This is a genomic window from Microbacterium testaceum, from assembly GCF_029761935.1.
In the GTDB taxonomy this organism is placed as follows: Bacteria; Actinomycetota; Actinomycetes; order Actinomycetales; family Microbacteriaceae; genus Microbacterium; species Microbacterium testaceum_A.
In genome coordinates this window covers 1,010,628-1,026,646 of record NZ_CP121699.1, presented here as the reverse complement: position 1 = coordinate 1,026,646, position 16,019 = coordinate 1,010,628, and the positions used below count along the sequence as shown (strand labels likewise).

Below are 16,019 nucleotides of genomic sequence, written 5' to 3'. Positions count from 1 at the left end.
GTGTCGGCCCGGATCGCCGGGCGTCACAGCGGGGCGGGGGACGATTTGCCCCGTGCCCTCCGCGGCGGATACCCTCGCCACATGTCGTCGATCACCGTGCGCACCGAGGAGCTCTTCGTGAGCACCGGTGGCGAGCGTCGACGTCGGGTCGCGCGCCGATTCTCGGCGACCTCGTAACCCGCCTCCGGTCGGGCATACGGGCGTCGCCGCCCCGGTACACGCTGCTTTCAGCACCAGCCCCGACTCGTAAGGTGGATACATGACCCTCTCGGTCGCCGTCTCCGGCGCTTCCGGCTACGCGGGTGGCGAGATCCTTCGCCTCCTGGCCGCTCATCCCGACGTCGAGATCCGCACCGTCACCGCGCACTCCAGTGCGGGACAGTCGCTCGTCGCCCACCAGCCGCACCTGCGCTCCCTCGCGCACCTCGAACTCCAGCCCACGACGCCCGAGGTGCTCGCGGGTCATGACGTGGTGTTCCTCGCCCTGCCGCACGGCCAGTCGGCGCAGTACACCGACGCGCTGGCCGATACGCCCCTCGTCATCGACGCCGGAGCCGATCACCGCCTGGTCTCCGCGGAGGACTGGGCGCAGTTCTACGGGGGGCCGCACCCCGACCCCTGGGCCTACGGAGTACCCGAGCTCCCGGTCGCGGGCGGGAAGCAGCGCGAGAAGCTCCGCGGTGCCACGCGCGTCGCCGCCCCGGGCTGCAACGCCTCGACCGTGGCCCTCTCTCTCGCCCCCGGTGTCACCGCCGGGGTCATCGACCCCGCGGACATCGTCTCGGTGCTCGCGGTCGGACCGAGCGGGGCCGGCAAGTCGGCCAAGACGAACCTTCTCGCCAGCGAGATCCTCGGCTCGGCGAACCCCTATGCCGTGGGCGGCACCCACCGTCACATCCCCGAGATCCGGCAGGCCCTTGTCGCCGCGGGGGCGTCGAGCGACGGCATCCGTCTGTCTTTCACTCCCGTGCTCGTGCCGATGGCGCGGGGCATCCTCGCCACGTCGTCGGCTCCGATCCGCGAGGGGGCGACGGATGCCGAGATCCGCGGCGCGTGGGAGAACGCGTACGGTGACGAGCCGTTCGTCGAGCTGCTGCCCGCGGGGGTGTTCCCGCGCACGGCCGACGTGCTCGGCGCGAACGTCGCCTCGATGGGGCTCGCGATCGACCGCGCGGCGAACCGCGTGACGGTGGTGGCCGCCGTCGACAATCTCGTCAAGGGCACCGCCGGTGCGGCCATCCAATCCATGAACCTGGCGCTGGGTCTCGCCGAGACCACCGCCCTTCCCCTGAACGGAGTCGCCCCGTGAGCGTGACCGCCCCCGCAGGTTTCGAGGCGGCCGGAGTCGCCGTCGGGCTCAAGTCGACCGGCGCGCGAGACGTCGCCGTGGTGGTGAACCGGGGGCCGCTCAAGGTGGGCGCCGCGGTGTTCACGTCGAACCGCGCGAAGGCGAACCCGATCCTGTGGTCGGAGCAGGTCGTCACGGACGGCACGATCGAGGCCGTGGTGCTCAACTCGGGCGGGGCCAACTGCTTCACCGGATCGTTCGGCTTCCAGACGACCCATCAGACCGCCGAGCGTGCGGCCGAGCTCCTCGGCGTCGGCGCGGGCGATGTGGTGGTGTGTTCCACCGGTCTCATCGGCACCGGAGACGAGGTGTTCCGCGCGAAGGTCCTGCAGGGCGTCGACGAGGGCGTCGCCGCTCTCTCGGTCGAGGGTGGAGAAGACGCGTCTCTGGCGATCATGACCACCGACTCGAAGCCCAAGCGCGCGGTCCACGCGGGCGACGGATGGTCGATCGGCGGCATGGCGAAGGGGGCCGGGATGCTGGCCCCGGGCCTGGCGACGATGCTCGTCGTGCTGACGACCGACGTCGTTCTCGACGCCGCGGAGGCCGACGCGGCGCTCCGCTCGGCGACGCGTGTGAGCTTCGACCGGCTCGACTCCGACGGCTGCATGTCGACCAACGACCAGGTCACGCTCATGGCCAGCGGTGCCAGCGGCATCCGAGTGGATGCCGAGGAGTTCGCCGCGGCCCTCGCCGGGGTGTGCGACGACCTCGCCGCGCAGCTGCAGGGCGACGCCGAGGGGTCGAGCCATGACATCACGATTCGGGTCGTGCACGCCGCGAGCGAGGACGACGCCGTCGAGGTCGGTCGCTCGGTCGCCCGCAACAACCTCTTCAAGGCCGCGATCTTCGGCAACGACCCCAACTGGGGGCGGGTGCTCGCCGCCATCGGCACCACCGACGCGGCCTTCGACCCCTACGACGTGGACGTGTGGATGAACGGCGTGCGCGTGTGCACGGCCGGTGGTCCCGATCGCCCTCGCGAGGACGTCGACCTCACCCCCCGCGCCACCGACCTCGTCATCGACCTCAAGGTCGGCGAGGCCGCGGCCACGATCCGCACCAACGACCTCACGCACGATTACGTCCACGAGAACAGCGCCTACTCCTCATGACCCACGTCGATCTGCAAGACACCGATCCCGCTGAAGCCAGTGAACGGGCGGTCACGCTCGTCGAGTCGCTACCCTGGGTGCGCAAGTACCGCGACCAGGTCGTGGTGGTGAAGTACGGCGGCAACGCCATGGTCAGCGATGAGCTGCAGGACGCCTTCGCGGCCGACATCGCGTACCTGCGGTACGTGGGCGTGAAGCCCGTCGTCGTGCACGGCGGTGGACCCCAGATCTCGTCGATGCTCGATCGTCTCGACATCCCCAGCGAATTCCGCGGCGGCTACCGCGTCACCTCGACCGAGGCGATCAGCGTGGTGCGCATGGTGCTGACGGGCCAGATCAACCCGCAGCTCGTGGCCAAGGTCAACGCGCACGGACCGCTGGCCACCGGTCTGAGCGGAGAGGACGCGGGCCTGTTCGGCGGTCGACGTCGCGGCGTCGTCGTCGACGGTGTCGAGCACGACCTGGGCCGCGTCGGCGATGTCGTCACGGTCGACCCGCAGCCGGTTCTCGATCACCTCGCCGCGGGCCGTGTGCCGATCGTGTCGAGCATCGCGCCCGACCTCGACAACCCCGGGAACTCGTTGAACGTGAACGCGGATGCCGCGGCGGCGGCGCTCGCGACGGCACTCAATGCCAAGAAGCTCGTCGTCCTGACCGACGTCCCGGGGCTCTACGCCGACTGGCCGAACCGCGACTCGCTCGTGTCGCACCTGACCTCGACCGAGCTGCGCGCGATGCTGCCGACGCTCGAGTCGGGGATGATCCCGAAGATGCAGGCGTGTCTCGACGCCGTCGACGGGGGAGTGCCGACCGCGGCCATCATCGACGGACGCGTGCCCCACTCGGTGCTCGTCGAACTGTTCACCAGCAAGGGAATCGGAACGGAGGTGGTCGCATGACCGCGGACACGACTCAGGAAACCGGGGCGCAGCGCGCCGCCTGGCAGGATGACGCGGGACGCGACCTCGTGCGCAGCTTCGGCGACCGCATGGCGCTGTTCGTCCGCGGCGAGGGGGCGTACGTCTGGGACAGCGAGGGCACGAAGTACCTCGACTTCCTCGCGGGCATCGCCGTGAACGCCCTCGGTCACGCGCACCCCGTGTTCGTGAAGGCCGTCTCGGAGCAGGCGGCGACGCTCGCTCACGTGTCGAACTACTTCGCCACGCCCCCGCAGCTGGCGATGGCGGCGCGGCTGAAGCGCCTCGCCGGGACGGGCGAGTCGGGTCGCGTGTACTTCGGCAACTCCGGCGCCGAGGCCAACGAGGCTGCGCTCAAGCTCGCTCGCCTGCACGGTCGCGGCACCGACCGCACCCGGATCCTGACCCTCAAGGGCGGGTTCCACGGCCGCACGATGGGTGCCCTGGCTCTCACCGGCAAGCCCGCGCTGCAGGCCGACTTCCTGCCGATGGTCCCGGGCGTCGAGCACATCGACGCCACGATCGAGGCCCTCGAGGCCGCGATGGACGAGCGCGTCGCCGCCTTCCTCGTGGAGCCCATCCAGGGCGAGGCCGGAGTGGTCGAGCTGCCCGAGGGCTACCTGCAGGCGGCGCGCGAGATCACGGCGCGCCACGGTGCGCTGCTGATCATCGACGAGATCCAGACCGGCGCGGGCCGGACCGGCGCGTGGTTCGGCTTCCAGCACGCCGGGATCGTTCCGGATGCCATCACGGTGGCCAAGGGCATCGGCGGCGGCTTCCCGATCGGCGCGCTCATCACCTTCGGTGCGGCCAGTGACCTGTTCTTCCCCGGCACCCACGGCTCGACCTTCGGCGGCAACGCCCTGGGTACCGCCGTCGGAGGGGCCGTGCTCGAAGAGATCGAGTCCGCCGGCCTCGTCGAGAACGCCGCGCGGCGCGAGACGCAGCTGCGCGAGGGGATCGCCGCCCTCGGCTCGCCCCTCGTCGCGGGCGTGCGCGGTCGTGGTCTGCTCCTCGGCATCGGACTCACGAGCCCCGTCGCCAGGGCCGTGGTCGCCGCCGCCCAGCAGCACGGTCTGGTCGTCAACGCCGCGAACGACGACACGATCCGCATCGCGCCGCCCCTGACGATCCAGGATGCCGAAATCTCGGACTTCCTGCACCTCTTCGGTGCCGCGCTCGCCACGGTGTCCGACGCCCTCATCCTGGAAGGAGCCCCCGCGTGACCCGCCACCTGCTGCGTGACGACGACCTGACCCCGGCCGAGCAGGCCGAGATCCTCGACCTCGCGATCGAGCTGAAGAAGGATCGCTGGGCGCAGAAGCCGCTCGAAGGCCCCCAGACGGTCGCCGTCATCTTCGACAAGTCGTCGACGCGCACCCGTGTCTCGTTCGCCGTCGGCATCGCCGACCTCGGCGGCTCGCCGCTGATCATCTCGACCGCCAACAGCCAGCTCGGCGGCAAGGAGACCCCCTCCGACACCGCGCGCGTGCTCGAGCGTCAGGTCGCCGCGATCGTGTGGCGCACCTACGCCCAGGCGGGTCTCGAAGAGATGGCGCGCGGGACGCGCGTGCCGGTCATCAACGCCCTCAGCGACGACTTCCACCCGTGCCAGCTGCTGGCCGACCTGCTCACGATCCGCGAGCACAAGGGCGAGCTGAAGGGTCTGACCCTGTCGTTCTTCGGCGACGGCCGCAGCAACATGGCGCACTCCTACGTCCTCGCCGGCGTCACCGCGGGCATGCACGTGCGCGTTGCCGCGCCCGACGACTACGCGCCCCGCGCCGACGTGATCGCCGATGCCGAGCGCATCGCCGCCGAGACCGGTGGGTCGATCTCGCTGGTCAGCGATCCGGAGGCTGCGGCATCCGGAGCCGACGTCGTCGTCACCGACACCTGGGTGTCGATGGGCAAAGAAGAGGAGAAGATCGCGCGCATCCGCGACCTGGGCGGGTTCAAGGTCACGACCGAGCTCATGACCCGCGCCGCCGACGACGCGATCTTCATCCACTGCCTTCCCGCCGACCGCGGCTACGAGGTCGACGCCGAGGTCATCGACGGCCCGCAGAGCGTGGTGTGGGACGAGGCCGAGAACCGGCTGCACGCCCAGAAGGCCCTTCTGGTGTGGCTTCTGCGCCAGCAATGACCTCGTCGCCGATCGGCCGTGCCTGGTCCCGTTTCGACGGGGCGGGCCGGCTGGTCGGCGTGGACCTCGCGCGGGGTCTGGCGGTGCTGGGCATGCTCGCCGCACACCTGCTCGACACCGAGCGCACTCTCACCCCCGATCCGAGCACATGGATCACCCTCGTGAACGGTCGCTCGTCGATCCTCTTCGCCGTGCTCGCGGGGGTCTCGATCGCCCTCGTCACCGGCGGTCCCCGCCCGCTCGAGCCGCAGCGGCGACCGCGTGCGGCGGCGCGGCTGGCGCTGCGCGGAGCCCTGCTCTGGGTGATCGGGCTGCTGCTGGTGATGACGGGGGTGCCGGTCTACGTCATCCTTCCCGCCTACGCGCTGCTGTTCGTGCTCGCGCTGCCGTTCCTCGGGATGCGCGCGCGCAGCCTCTTCGTCGCCGCGGGCGTGCTCGCGCTGGTCATGCCGTGGATCCAGCCGATCCTCGACGCCGCACCCGTCTGGGCCGGTCTCGGGGGCGCGGAGCTCGAAGCGGCGGTCGGGTGGGCCTACCCGTTCACGGTGTGGATCGCGTTCCTCCTCGCGGGGATGGGGGTGGGGCGACTCGATCTGCGGAGCCTCGCGGATCAAGGGCTCCTCGCGATGGCGGGGCTCTCGCTCGCGCTCGCCGGGTACGGCTTCGCGATCGCCACGCGCCCGGTCGCGGCGGGCGACCCCTACCTCGCCGCCGTGCTGACCGCCGAGGATCACTCCTCGGGGCTGTGGGAGGTCCTCGGCTCGGGCGGCTTCGCCCTGCTGACGATCGGGGTGTGCCTGCTGCTGTGCCGTACCCCGCTGCGCTGGGTGGCGGTGCCGCTGCGCGCGGTCGGCTCGATGCCACTCACCGCGTACGTGCTGCAGCTGGTGGTCTGGGCCGTCGTGGCGCTGGTGCTGTTGGGTGACACCTCCGACCTCGGGGGCATCCGCGAGGCGGGATTGTTCGTGCCCCTCACCCTGGGGCTCCTCGTGGGCTGCACGGTCTGGGCGCTCACGATCGGCCGCGGCCCGCTCGAGATGTTCATCGACGCCGTCGTGCGCCGGATCGTGGGGCGGGATGCCGCGCCGGGGGCGCCGACGCGGGGTCCGGCGCCCGTCATCGGCTCCGGCGGTGTCGGCGGCCCTCGCTAGGCTGGACGACATGAGCAGCGAGACCGGTCAGTCGACGAACGAGGGCGCCCTGTGGGGGGCCCGTTTCTCGGGCGGACCGTCTCCCGAGCTGGCGGCCCTGAGCCGCTCGACCCACTTCGACTGGGATCTCGCTCTGTACGACATCCAGGGCTCGCACGCCCACGCCGCCGCCCTTGAGGCCGCGGGCTACCTCACGGCCAATGAGGCGCAGGCCATGCACGACGGCCTCGACGACCTCGCGGCCCGCGTGCAGGACGGCTCGCTCGTCGCGGCCCCCGGTGACGAAGACGTGCACGGAGCGCTCGAGCGCGTGCTCATCGAGACGGTGGGTCCGGCCCTCGGCGGCAAGCTCCGCGCCGGTCGCAGCCGCAACGATCAGATCGCCACCCTCGTCCGGCTGTATCTGCTGGATCACTCGCGCACCCTCACCCGCGAACTGCTGCGTCTGATCGACGCCCTGGTCGCCCAGGCCGAAGCGCACGAGGGCGCGATCATGCCCGGTCGCACCCACCTGCAGCACGCGCAGCCGGTGCTGCTCGCGCACCACCTCCAGGCCTACGGGTGGGCCTTCGTCCGCGGCCTCGAGCGCCTGCGCGACTGGTCGGTGCGCGCCTCGGTGTCGCCCTACGGCGGCGGCGCCCTCGCCGGAGCGACCCTCGGCCTCGATCCGCAGCTCGTCGCCGACCGCCTGGGGCTCGCCCGCCCCGCCGAGAACTCTCTCGACGGCACGGCCTCGCGCGACGTGGTCGCCGAGTTCGCGTTCATCACCGCGATGATCGGCGTCGACCTCTCGCGCCTCGCCGAAGACGTCATCCTCTGGAACACCCGCGAGTTCGGCTTCGTCACTCTCGACGACTCGTACTCCACCGGCTCGAGCATCATGCCGCAGAAGAAGAACCCCGACATCGCCGAGCTCGCTCGCGGCAAGGCCGGTCGCCTCATCGGCAACCTGTCGGGGCTGCTCGCGACGCTGAAGGGGCTTCCGCTCGCCTACAACCGCGATCTGCAAGAAGACAAAGAACCCGTCTTCGACTCGGTGCGCACCCTCGAGCTCGTGCTTCCGGCGTTCTCGGGCATGATCGCGACGCTCCGCTTCCACACCGACCGCATGGCCGAACTCGCTCCGCAGGGCTTCTCGCTCGCGACCGATGTCGCCGAGTGGCTGGTGCGCCAGGGTGTGGCCTTCCGCGACGCCCACGAGATCTCGGGCGCGCTCGTGCGGGCGTGCGAGGAGCGCGAGATCGGTCTCGAAGACGCCGACGACGCCCTGCTGGCTTCGGTGTCGCCCGCTCTCACCCCTCAGGTGCGCGAGGTGCTGACGATCGAGGGCTCGGTGTCGAGTCGAACGGGCGTCGGAGGCACGGCGCCGGCGCGGGTGGGGGAGCAGCGCGAAGAGCTCGTGGCCCGGGCACAATCGGCATCCCGCACACTCGCCGCCTGAGTATCAGTTATTCGCTTATCATTTGACGAAAATAAGCGTTAAACTTATCTCATGACCGTCGCCGTGATCGCCGACATCGTCGCCTCGCGGCGACTCGATGACCGTGCCGGGGCGCAACGCGCCATCGAAGACGCCGTCGCCACCGTCCAGAACGATCTGCCCCTCGCCACCGCCCCGCTCACGGCCGTGGTCGGCGACGAGCTACAGGGCGAATACGACGACCTCTCGAGCGCTCTCGCGTCCCTGCTCCTGCTGCGCCTCGCGCTGCCCGATGACGTCGACTGCCGATTCGGCGTCGGTGTCGGCGACGTGCGCCCCATCGAACTGGCCGACCGCACCGTCCCCGAGGGGCCGGCCTGGTGGGCCGCTCGAGAGGCCATCGACCACATCGAGCGCCTGCAGCAGCGCGCCGCGCCGCTCGCCCGCACGTGGATCGTCCTCGGCGAGGGGGAGGATGCCACCATGACCGAGACCATCGCGCTCGCCCGCGCCTACGCCCTGAGTCGCGACCAGCTCGTGTCGGCCATGAGCGAGAGGTCGCGCAGACTCACGTACGGTCGCTGCCTCGGCCGCTCCCAGCGCGACCTCGCCGACGCCGAGGGTGTCAGCCAATCCGCCGTGTCGCAGGCACTCGCGACGGCGGGGGCGGCGTCGCTCGTCGAGGGTTTCGTGGCGCTGACCGCGGGGGCTCGATCGTGATCGCGGCCGGGCTTCTGCTCCTCGCGGTCGGCGCGGTCGATCTGCTGCGCCAGATGATCCGCTCGCGTCGGTGGCTCGCCTTCGCGGTGTCATCCGTGCTCCTCGTGCTGTTCTCGGCCGGACTCGACGCCGTGATCGCCGGGCTCCTCGCCGTCGCGGTCGCCGCCATCTGGACGTGGGTCGTGCCCGAGGACGGTCCCGCCCGCGCGGGCCTGTGGCCTGTCGCCCTGCTCGCGCTCGCTGCGGCGGCGTGCGTGGTCATCGCCCCGGGGCGGGAGCGGCCGGGTCTGCTCGGCGAGGCGTGGGCGGCGTATCGCCCGGGAGCGTCGGTGTCGATCGACGTGGCCGTCCTCGTCATCGGCTGTCTGGTCTTCCTGCTGGAGTCGGGAAACGCGGTGGTGCGCATCGCGCTGCGTTCCGAGATGGGCGGGCGCGCGGCCGACCCCGAGGGCGCCACCGTGCCGACCCTCAAGGGCGGTCGGCTGATCGGGCCGCTCGAGCGCATCCTCGTCTTCGTGTTGACGCTGACCGGTGCGTACACGCTTCTCGCCGCGGTCCTGGCGGCGAAGGGGATCGTGCGCTTCCCCGAGATCTCGAGAGACCGTGACGACGGCGACCGCGCGGAGTACTTCCTCATCGGCAGTCTGGTCAGCTGGGTCACGTCGCTTGCCGCGGCGTTCCTCGTGTGGTGGGGCGTGCACGCGGGCTGACGCCTCACGCCCGCGCGGAGCGGCTACGGTCGAAGCACATCACAGGGGGAGATGGACGCATGAACGTTGCGCCGGGCTGGTACGACGCGGGGACGCCGGGGCGCGTCCGCTGGTGGGACGGAACGCAGTGGACGGTGCACGAGGCACCGGTCGCCGCCGCGGCCCCGGTCGCTGCGCCGCCGCAGCCGGTCGCGGTGCCCGCGCAGTCCGGGCCGCAGCCGGGCTGGTACCCCACGACAGCGGTCGAGCTGCGCTGGTGGGACGGCACCATCTGGACGGGCTCCCGCGTGCGCGGCGGCAGAGCGGGGATCGACTGGGCGACGCTGGAGCGGCCGGTCTTCGGATGGGTCGCGGGAGGGATGTTCCTGTTCGCGGGTCTGTGCTTCGTGCTGTCCGGCGTCCTCACGCGGAACCTCACGATCCTGCCCTTGTTCTTCGTCGCGTTGTCGGCGTTGTGGTTGGCGATGGCCGCGCAGAGCACGCGTGTACGACGGATCCCGACCCCGGTCGGAGACCCCGTCGCTCCTGAGCAGGTGCGTCCGCTGCCCGGAGAGGTCGACGGACCCGGCGCGGGGTGGTACCCGATCAGCCGCGTCGCCCATCGGTGGTGGACGGGTCAGCGGTGGGGGGCCTACCTCTCGTCGACCTTCGGGGTGCGTCCCACCTTGCACGCCGAGCAGTCGATGCGGACGCTCCGCATCGCGATGACGGTGATCGCGGCGTTGACGGGGATCGCGATCGTCGTCGGCATCGTCCTCATCTCGATCGCGGCCGGGCCCGTGCAGCTGGCCATCGGCGTGCTCGTGACGGTGTGCGCGGTCCTGTTCGGGGTCGCCATCGCGGTCATCTGGGTGGTCGCGCGCTCGCAGACCCGCGTTCTGCTCCTCCCGACCGATCCGCCCGCGACCGCCGCCGGTCACCCGCCCCAGCGACCCTGGTGAGCGCCCGGGTCGTGGCATCCGGAGTCGGACACCCCCGCTGATACCCTGAACCGGTGTCTGCCTCCACCGACGCGGCGCCCGTGAGCGCCCTCGCCCCCGCCATCGATCCGACCTTCGACAACGTCTGGGACGAGCTCGTCTGGCGCGGTCTGGTGCACGTCTCGACCGACGAGGGCGAGCTGCGCGAACTGCTCGGCGGAGACCCCATCACGTTCTACTGCGGCTTCGACCCGACCGCGCCGAGCCTGCACCTCGGCAACCTCGTGCAGCTGCTCACGATGCGTCGCTTACAGCTGGCCGGTCACCACCCGCTCGGACTGGTCGGCGGGTCGACCGGTCTCGTCGGCGACCCGCGCCCCACGGCCGAGCGCACACTCAACGCGCGCGAGACCGTCGAGGAGTGGGTGGGTCTGCTGCGCGGTCAGGTCGAGCGTTTCCTGAGCTTCGAGGGCGACAACGCCGCGCGGATCGTCAACAACCTCGACTGGACCGCACCTCTCAGCGCGATCGACTTCCTCCGCGACATCGGCAAGTACTTCCGCGTCGGCACGATGCTGAAGAAGGACGCGGTCAGCGCGCGCCTCAACTCCGAAGCGGGCATCAGCTACACCGAGTTCAGCTACCAGATCCTGCAGGGCCTCGACTACCTCGAGCTGTACCGCCAGTACGGCTGCGTGCTGCAGACCGGCGGTAGCGACCAGTGGGGCAACCTCACCAGCGGCACCGACCTGGTGCGCCGCGCCGAGGGCGTCTCGGTGCACGCGATCGGCACCCCGCTGATCACGAACAGCGACGGCACGAAGTTCGGCAAGAGCGAGGGCAACGCGATCTGGCTGGATGCCGAGATGTGCAGCCCCTGGGTCATGTACCAGTTCTGGTTGAACACCGACGACCGCGACGTGGTCGAGCGCCTGAAGGTGTTCACCTTCCTCACGCGCGCCGAGATCGCCGAGTACGAGGCCCTGGTCGAGGCGGAGCCCTTCCGTCGCGCCGCGCAGAAGCGTCTCGCCCGCGAGGTGCTCACGACCGTGCACGGGGTGGAGGCCACCGAGGCCGTCATCGCGGCCACCGAGGCATTGTTCGGGCAGGGCGATGCGACGGTCCTCGACGCCGCGGTGCTCCGCAGCGCGCTCGAAGAGCTGCCGCACGCGACCGTCGCCGCCGGCTCCACCGTGGTCGAGGCGCTCACGGCCACAGGCCTGTGCGCGAGCCTGAGTGAGGCCCGTCGCGCGATCTCGCAGGGCGGTGTCTCGCTCGACGGCGAGAAGGTCACCAGCGACGAAGCGGTCGTCGAGGGGACGCTCCCCGGCGGCGTCTCGGTGCTGCGCCGCGGAAAGAAGACCCTCGCGGGGCTCTTCCTGAGCTGACATGCCGTTCACGCCGAGCCACGCCGTCGTCGCGCTGCCCTTCCTGCGCACGCGGCTGGTTCCGGCGGCGATCGCGATCGGGGCGATGACTCCCGACCTGCCGCTGTTCGTGCGCGGGATGTGGCCCGGCTACGGCCTGACGCACGATGCCGCGTGGCTGCCGGTCACCGTCGTCGTCGCCTTCGTGCTGCTGCTGGTCTGGCGGTGCGTGCTGCGTCCGGCCACCCGAGAGCTGCTGCCGCGACCGGTGGCGGAGCGGTTGCCGGCGCAGTGGGATGCCGGCGCCCGCACGGCGCTGCGCGAGAGCGTCGGCGGGGGAGCCATCGGCATCCTGTGGCTCGTCCTCTCGCTCGCGCTCGGCGTCGCCTCGCACATCGCCTGGGACCTGTTCACGCACGAGGGTCGGGTGGGCGAGCAACTGCTGCCCGCTCTCGCGGGTCAGTGGGGGCCGTTCACGGGGGCCAAGTGGTTGCAGCACGCCTCGAGCGCTTTCGGGCTGGCCGCGCTGGGCGTCTTCGCGCTGGTGTGGCTGTCGCGGCACGCGCCCGCGCCCGTGCGGAGGCAGATTCCGGATGCCGCCCGCTGGGCGTGGTGGCTCTCGCTCCCGGTCGCGTTGATCGTGGCATCCGTCATCGCGCTCGCGGTGAACGGCGGGTTCGACGTGGAGTACACGACCACGCACCTCATCTACGGCGTGCTGACGAAGGTCGCCGCGGCGTGGGCGGGGCTGACGTTGGCTCTGGCGCTCTTCCTGCAGGTGCGGCGCGCGCGGGTCGCGGTGCGCGCGGGCTAGCGGCGTTCGGTCCCGCGACAGGCTCGGAGACCTCGGTTGTCGCACGGTGCGACCTCGGCCCGGCCCGCGGGTCACACGGGCGCGGGGACGGGCGGCGGCTAGACTCGGGGACGTTATGACGAAGGCAGGAGACTCGGTGTCGGCGAGCACAAAGGGCCAGAAGACGGGCGCAGACGAGGTCATCCTCGGACCCACCGGTCGCCCCTATCAGGGGTTCCCCACCCCGAAGCCGCTCGACAGCCACGGTCCCGCCCGCATCATCGCGCTCTGCAACCAGAAGGGCGGCGTCGGAAAGACGACGACCACCATCAACCTGGCGGCCTCTCTCGCCGGGTACGGGCGACGCGTGCTCGCGATCGACTTCGACCCGCAGGGTGCGCTGTCGGCGGGTCTCGGCATCCAGACGCATGACGTGCCTACCATCTACGACCTGCTGCTCGACACCAAGCGCGACCCGCGCGAGGTCATCGCGTCGACGCGGGTCGAGGGTCTCGACATCCTGCCCGCGAACATCGATCTGTCGGCGGCCGAGGTGCACCTCGTCAACGAGGTCGCCCGCGAGACGATCCTCGCCCGGGTCCTGCGCAAGGTCGCGGCGGACTACGACGTGATCCTCATCGACTGCCAGCCCTCGCTGGGTCTGCTGACCGTCAACGCCCTGACGGCGGCCCACGGCGTGCTGATCCCGCTCGAGTGCGAATTCTTCGCCCTCCGCGGTGTCGCGTTGCTCGTCGAAACGATCGACAAGGTGCGCGACCGCCTCAACCCGGCGATCGAGCTCGACGGCGTGCTCGCCACGATGTACGACCCCCGCACCCTGCACTCGCGCGAGGTGCTCGAGCGGGTGGTCGAGGCGTTCGGCGACGACGTGCTCGAGACGGTCATCGGTCGCACGGTGAAGTTCCCGGATGCCTCGGTCTCGGGCATGCCGATCACGGAGTTCGCGCCCGAGCACGCCGCCGCCCAGGCCTACCTGCGGTTGGCGCGGGAGCTGGTCGCCCGTGGCGCCGTCGCCTGACGACACCCCCGACGCCGTCGCCCTCGCGACGGCCCCCGAGCCCGCGTCGGACGCCGAGATCGCGACGCCGGACGCTGAGCCCGCGTCGGTCCCCGAGTCGACGTCGATCCCCGAGCCTGCCGAGACGGCCGGATCCGACGCACCCGGCTTTCGCGTCACCCTCCCCGTCTTCGACGGGCCGTTCGACCTGCTGCTGACCCTGATCTCGCGCGCCGAGCTCGACATCACCGAGGTCGCGCTCAGCCGGGTCACCGATGAGTTCATCGCCTATCTCCGGGAGATGGGGCCCGAGAGTGATCTGGACGAGGCGTCGGAGTTCCTCGTGGTGGCCGCGACCCTGCTCGATATGAAGATCGCCGGGCTCCTCCCGCAGGGTGAGCTGGTGGATGCCGAATCGGTGGCCCTCCTCGAGGCCCGCGACCTGCTGTTCGCCCGTCTGCTGCAATACCGCGCGTTCAAGGAGGTCTCGGCGTGGTTCGCCCGCTGCCTGCAGCGCGAGGACAAGCGGCACACGCGCAACGTGCGGCTCGACGAGAAGTACCGCAGCGCCGTGCCGGAGCTGAAGTGGACGCTCAGCGCCGACGATTTCGCCGCGCTCGCGGTGGTGGCCTTCGCGCCGAAGCAGATCCCCACGGTGGGACTCGACCACCTGCACGCGCCCCTGGTCAGCATCCGCGAGCAGGCCGCGATCGTGGTGACCCTGCTGCGTTCCGCGGGGACCCTGAACTTCCGCGACCTCGTCGCCGGGGTCGCCGAGACGGGGGTCGTCGTCGCGCGATTCCTGTCAATCCTCGAGCTCTACCGCCACGCCGCGCTGTCGTTCGAGCAGCTCGAGCCGCTCGGCGAACTCACCCTGCGCTGGACCGCCGAGCGCTGGTCGGAAGAGAATCTCGCCGCCCTGGGAGCCGACTATGACCGATGACTCCGTGATCGACACCGCGTCCGCGCAGGCCCCGATCCCCGCGCAGCGCCCGAGTGATGCGGCATCCGTTGCCCGTCGCCTCGAGGCGATCCTGCTGGTCCTCGACGAGCCGCAGAGCCTCGTGAGCCTCGCCGCCGCCGTCGGCGCGCCCGTGCCGGCCGTCCGACAGGCCGTCGAGGCGCTCGTGGCCGACTACGACGGTCGGACCGGGGGACCGGTTCGCGGCTTCGAACTGCGCGAGGTCGGCGGCGGCTGGCGCCTGTACGTGCGCGAGGAGCACGACGACGTCGTCGGTGAGTTCGTCAACACGCAGGCGCCCTCGCGCCTGTCGCAGGCGGCGCTCGAGACCCTGGCCGTCATCGCCTACAAGCAACCCGTCACGCGGGGGCAGGTGGCATCCATCCGCGCGGTGAACGTCGACTCGGTGGTGCGCACGCTGCTGTCGCGCGGTCTCATCACGGAGGTCTTCACCGACTCCGACACGGGCGCGATCCACTACGGAACGACCGACCAGCTCCTGGTCAACCTCGGCATCAACTCGCTCGACGAGCTGCCGCACATCTCGCCGTTGCTCGACGACGGCTCGGACGGATTCGACGGAGAGGTACTGAAATGAGCGACGCTTCAGACGCAGCGACAGAGGGCGCGGGCTCGGCGAGCGAGGACGGCATCCGCCTGCAGAAGGTGCTGGCGAACAGGGGAGTGGCCTCGCGCCGCGTCGCCGAGCAGATGATCGTCGAAGGACGCGTGCGCGTGAACGGTCTCGTCGTCACCGAGCTCGGTCGCCGCATCCACCCCGAGACCGACCTGGTCGACGTCGACGGCACGGCCATCCAGCTCGACGAGTCCAAGCGCTACGTCATCCTCAACAAGCCCACCGGGGTCGTGAGCTCGATGAGCGACGACCGCGGTCGCCCCGACCTCCGTCAGTACACGAAGGACTGGGACGAGCGGCTCTACAACGTCGGACGACTGGATGCCGACACGAGCGGCCTGCTCGTGCTGACCAACGACGGCGACCTGGCCCACGTGCTCGCGCACCCCTCGTTCGGGGTGACGAAGGTGTACATCGCCAAGGTCGAGGGGCAGGTGCTGCCGCAGACGATCCAGCGCCTCATCAAGGGCGTCGACCTCGAGGACGGGCGCATCGTCGCCGACAAGGCGCGGCTGCTCGACTCCTCGCGGGGCGAGAGCCTGGTCGAGCTGACCCTGCACTCGGGCAAGAACCGGATCGTCCGACGGATGATGGCCGAGGTCGGTCATCCGGTCGTCGAGCTGGTCCGTCGGCAGTTCGGGCCGCTCCACCTGGGAACTCTCCCGGTGGGGAAGGCCCGCGAGTTGACTACAGTAGAACGCGGTGCCTTGCTCACGCTGTCCCGTCAGGACGACAGCGCTCCGGCCGATCCGGCGGAGTGAGCCTCTCGGGCGCTTCGCGGTGCGAGCGGCGCCGC

The 16,019-nt window shown here is 70.9% G+C and carries 16 protein-coding genes; all 16 read left to right on the top strand.

From position 1 onward, the window contains the following. The first annotated feature begins 259 nt into the window (after positions 1-259). Entirely contained in the window at positions 260-1,309 is a 1,050-nt protein-coding gene (gene argC, locus QBE02_RS05090) for an N-acetyl-gamma-glutamyl-phosphate reductase (RefSeq protein WP_279367395.1), read from the top strand. Continuing rightward, a complete protein-coding gene (gene argJ, locus QBE02_RS05085) occupies positions 1,306-2,463 on the top strand; it encodes a bifunctional glutamate N-acetyltransferase/amino-acid acetyltransferase ArgJ (protein WP_279367394.1) in 1,158 nt (385 codons plus the stop codon). Before argC ends, argJ begins: the two co-directional genes overlap by 4 nt. After that, on the top strand, positions 2,460-3,362 hold the full coding sequence (gene argB / locus QBE02_RS05080) for an acetylglutamate kinase (protein ID WP_056227473.1): 903 nt from the start codon (positions 2,460-2,462) through the stop codon (positions 3,360-3,362). Before argJ ends, argB begins: the two co-directional genes overlap by 4 nt. Next, complete coding sequence (locus QBE02_RS05075) at positions 3,359-4,606, top strand: acetylornithine transaminase (protein ID WP_279367393.1); 1,248 nt, start codon at positions 3,359-3,361, stop codon at positions 4,604-4,606. Before argB ends, QBE02_RS05075 begins: the two co-directional genes overlap by 4 nt. After that, complete coding sequence (gene argF / locus QBE02_RS05070; protein ID WP_144782038.1) at positions 4,603-5,526, top strand: ornithine carbamoyltransferase; 924 nt, start codon at positions 4,603-4,605, stop codon at positions 5,524-5,526. The genes QBE02_RS05075 and argF overlap by 4 nt, the downstream gene beginning before the upstream one ends. Next, complete coding sequence (locus QBE02_RS05065; protein WP_279367392.1) at positions 5,523-6,677, top strand: heparan-alpha-glucosaminide N-acetyltransferase domain-containing protein; 1,155 nt, start codon at positions 5,523-5,525, stop codon at positions 6,675-6,677. The genes argF and QBE02_RS05065 overlap by 4 nt, the downstream gene beginning before the upstream one ends. Positions 6,678-6,687: 10 nt before the next feature. Further along, on the top strand, positions 6,688-8,118 hold the full coding sequence (argH, locus tag QBE02_RS05060; protein WP_279367391.1) for an argininosuccinate lyase: 1,431 nt from the start codon (positions 6,688-6,690) through the stop codon (positions 8,116-8,118). Positions 8,119-8,169: 51 nt separating this feature from the next. Beyond that, positions 8,170-8,817, top strand: coding sequence for a SatD family protein (locus QBE02_RS05055; RefSeq protein ID WP_279367390.1), 648 nt, complete (start codon positions 8,170-8,172; stop codon positions 8,815-8,817). Then, positions 8,814-9,527 (top strand): hypothetical protein, encoded by a 714-nt coding sequence (locus QBE02_RS05050; protein WP_279367389.1) that lies wholly within the window; start codon positions 8,814-8,816, stop codon positions 9,525-9,527. The genes QBE02_RS05055 and QBE02_RS05050 overlap by 4 nt, the downstream gene beginning before the upstream one ends. A 59-nt stretch (positions 9,528-9,586) precedes the next feature. Then, complete coding sequence (locus tag QBE02_RS05045) at positions 9,587-10,468, top strand: DUF2510 domain-containing protein (protein WP_279367388.1); 882 nt, start codon at positions 9,587-9,589, stop codon at positions 10,466-10,468. A gap of 53 nt (positions 10,469-10,521) precedes the next feature. Then, the gene (gene tyrS, locus QBE02_RS05040; protein WP_279367387.1) at positions 10,522-11,835 is read left to right on the top strand and encodes a tyrosine--tRNA ligase; all 1,314 of its coding nucleotides are present in this window, start codon (positions 10,522-10,524) and stop codon (positions 11,833-11,835) included. Between the two features lies 1 nt (position 11,836). Continuing rightward, positions 11,837-12,628: a DUF4184 family protein gene (locus tag QBE02_RS05035; RefSeq protein WP_279367386.1), complete on the top strand. Its 792-nt coding sequence runs from the start codon at positions 11,837-11,839 to the stop codon at positions 12,626-12,628. A 115-nt stretch (positions 12,629-12,743) separates the two neighbouring features. Beyond that, positions 12,744-13,646 carry a ParA family protein gene (locus QBE02_RS05030; RefSeq protein WP_279367385.1) on the top strand — a complete coding sequence of 301 codons (903 nt, stop codon included), beginning with the start codon at positions 12,744-12,746 and terminating at the stop codon, positions 13,644-13,646. After that, positions 13,630-14,568, top strand: coding sequence for a segregation and condensation protein A (locus QBE02_RS05025; RefSeq protein WP_279367384.1), 939 nt, complete (start codon positions 13,630-13,632; stop codon positions 14,566-14,568). Before QBE02_RS05030 ends, QBE02_RS05025 begins: the two co-directional genes overlap by 17 nt. After that, positions 14,558-15,184, top strand: coding sequence for an SMC-Scp complex subunit ScpB (scpB, locus tag QBE02_RS05020; protein ID WP_279367383.1), 627 nt, complete (start codon positions 14,558-14,560; stop codon positions 15,182-15,184). The genes QBE02_RS05025 and scpB overlap by 11 nt, the downstream gene beginning before the upstream one ends. Then, positions 15,181-15,984 carry a pseudouridine synthase gene (locus QBE02_RS05015; RefSeq protein ID WP_056227512.1) on the top strand — a complete coding sequence of 268 codons (804 nt, stop codon included), beginning with the start codon at positions 15,181-15,183 and terminating at the stop codon, positions 15,982-15,984. The genes scpB and QBE02_RS05015 overlap by 4 nt, the downstream gene beginning before the upstream one ends. The last annotated feature ends 35 nt before the right edge of the window (positions 15,985-16,019 follow it).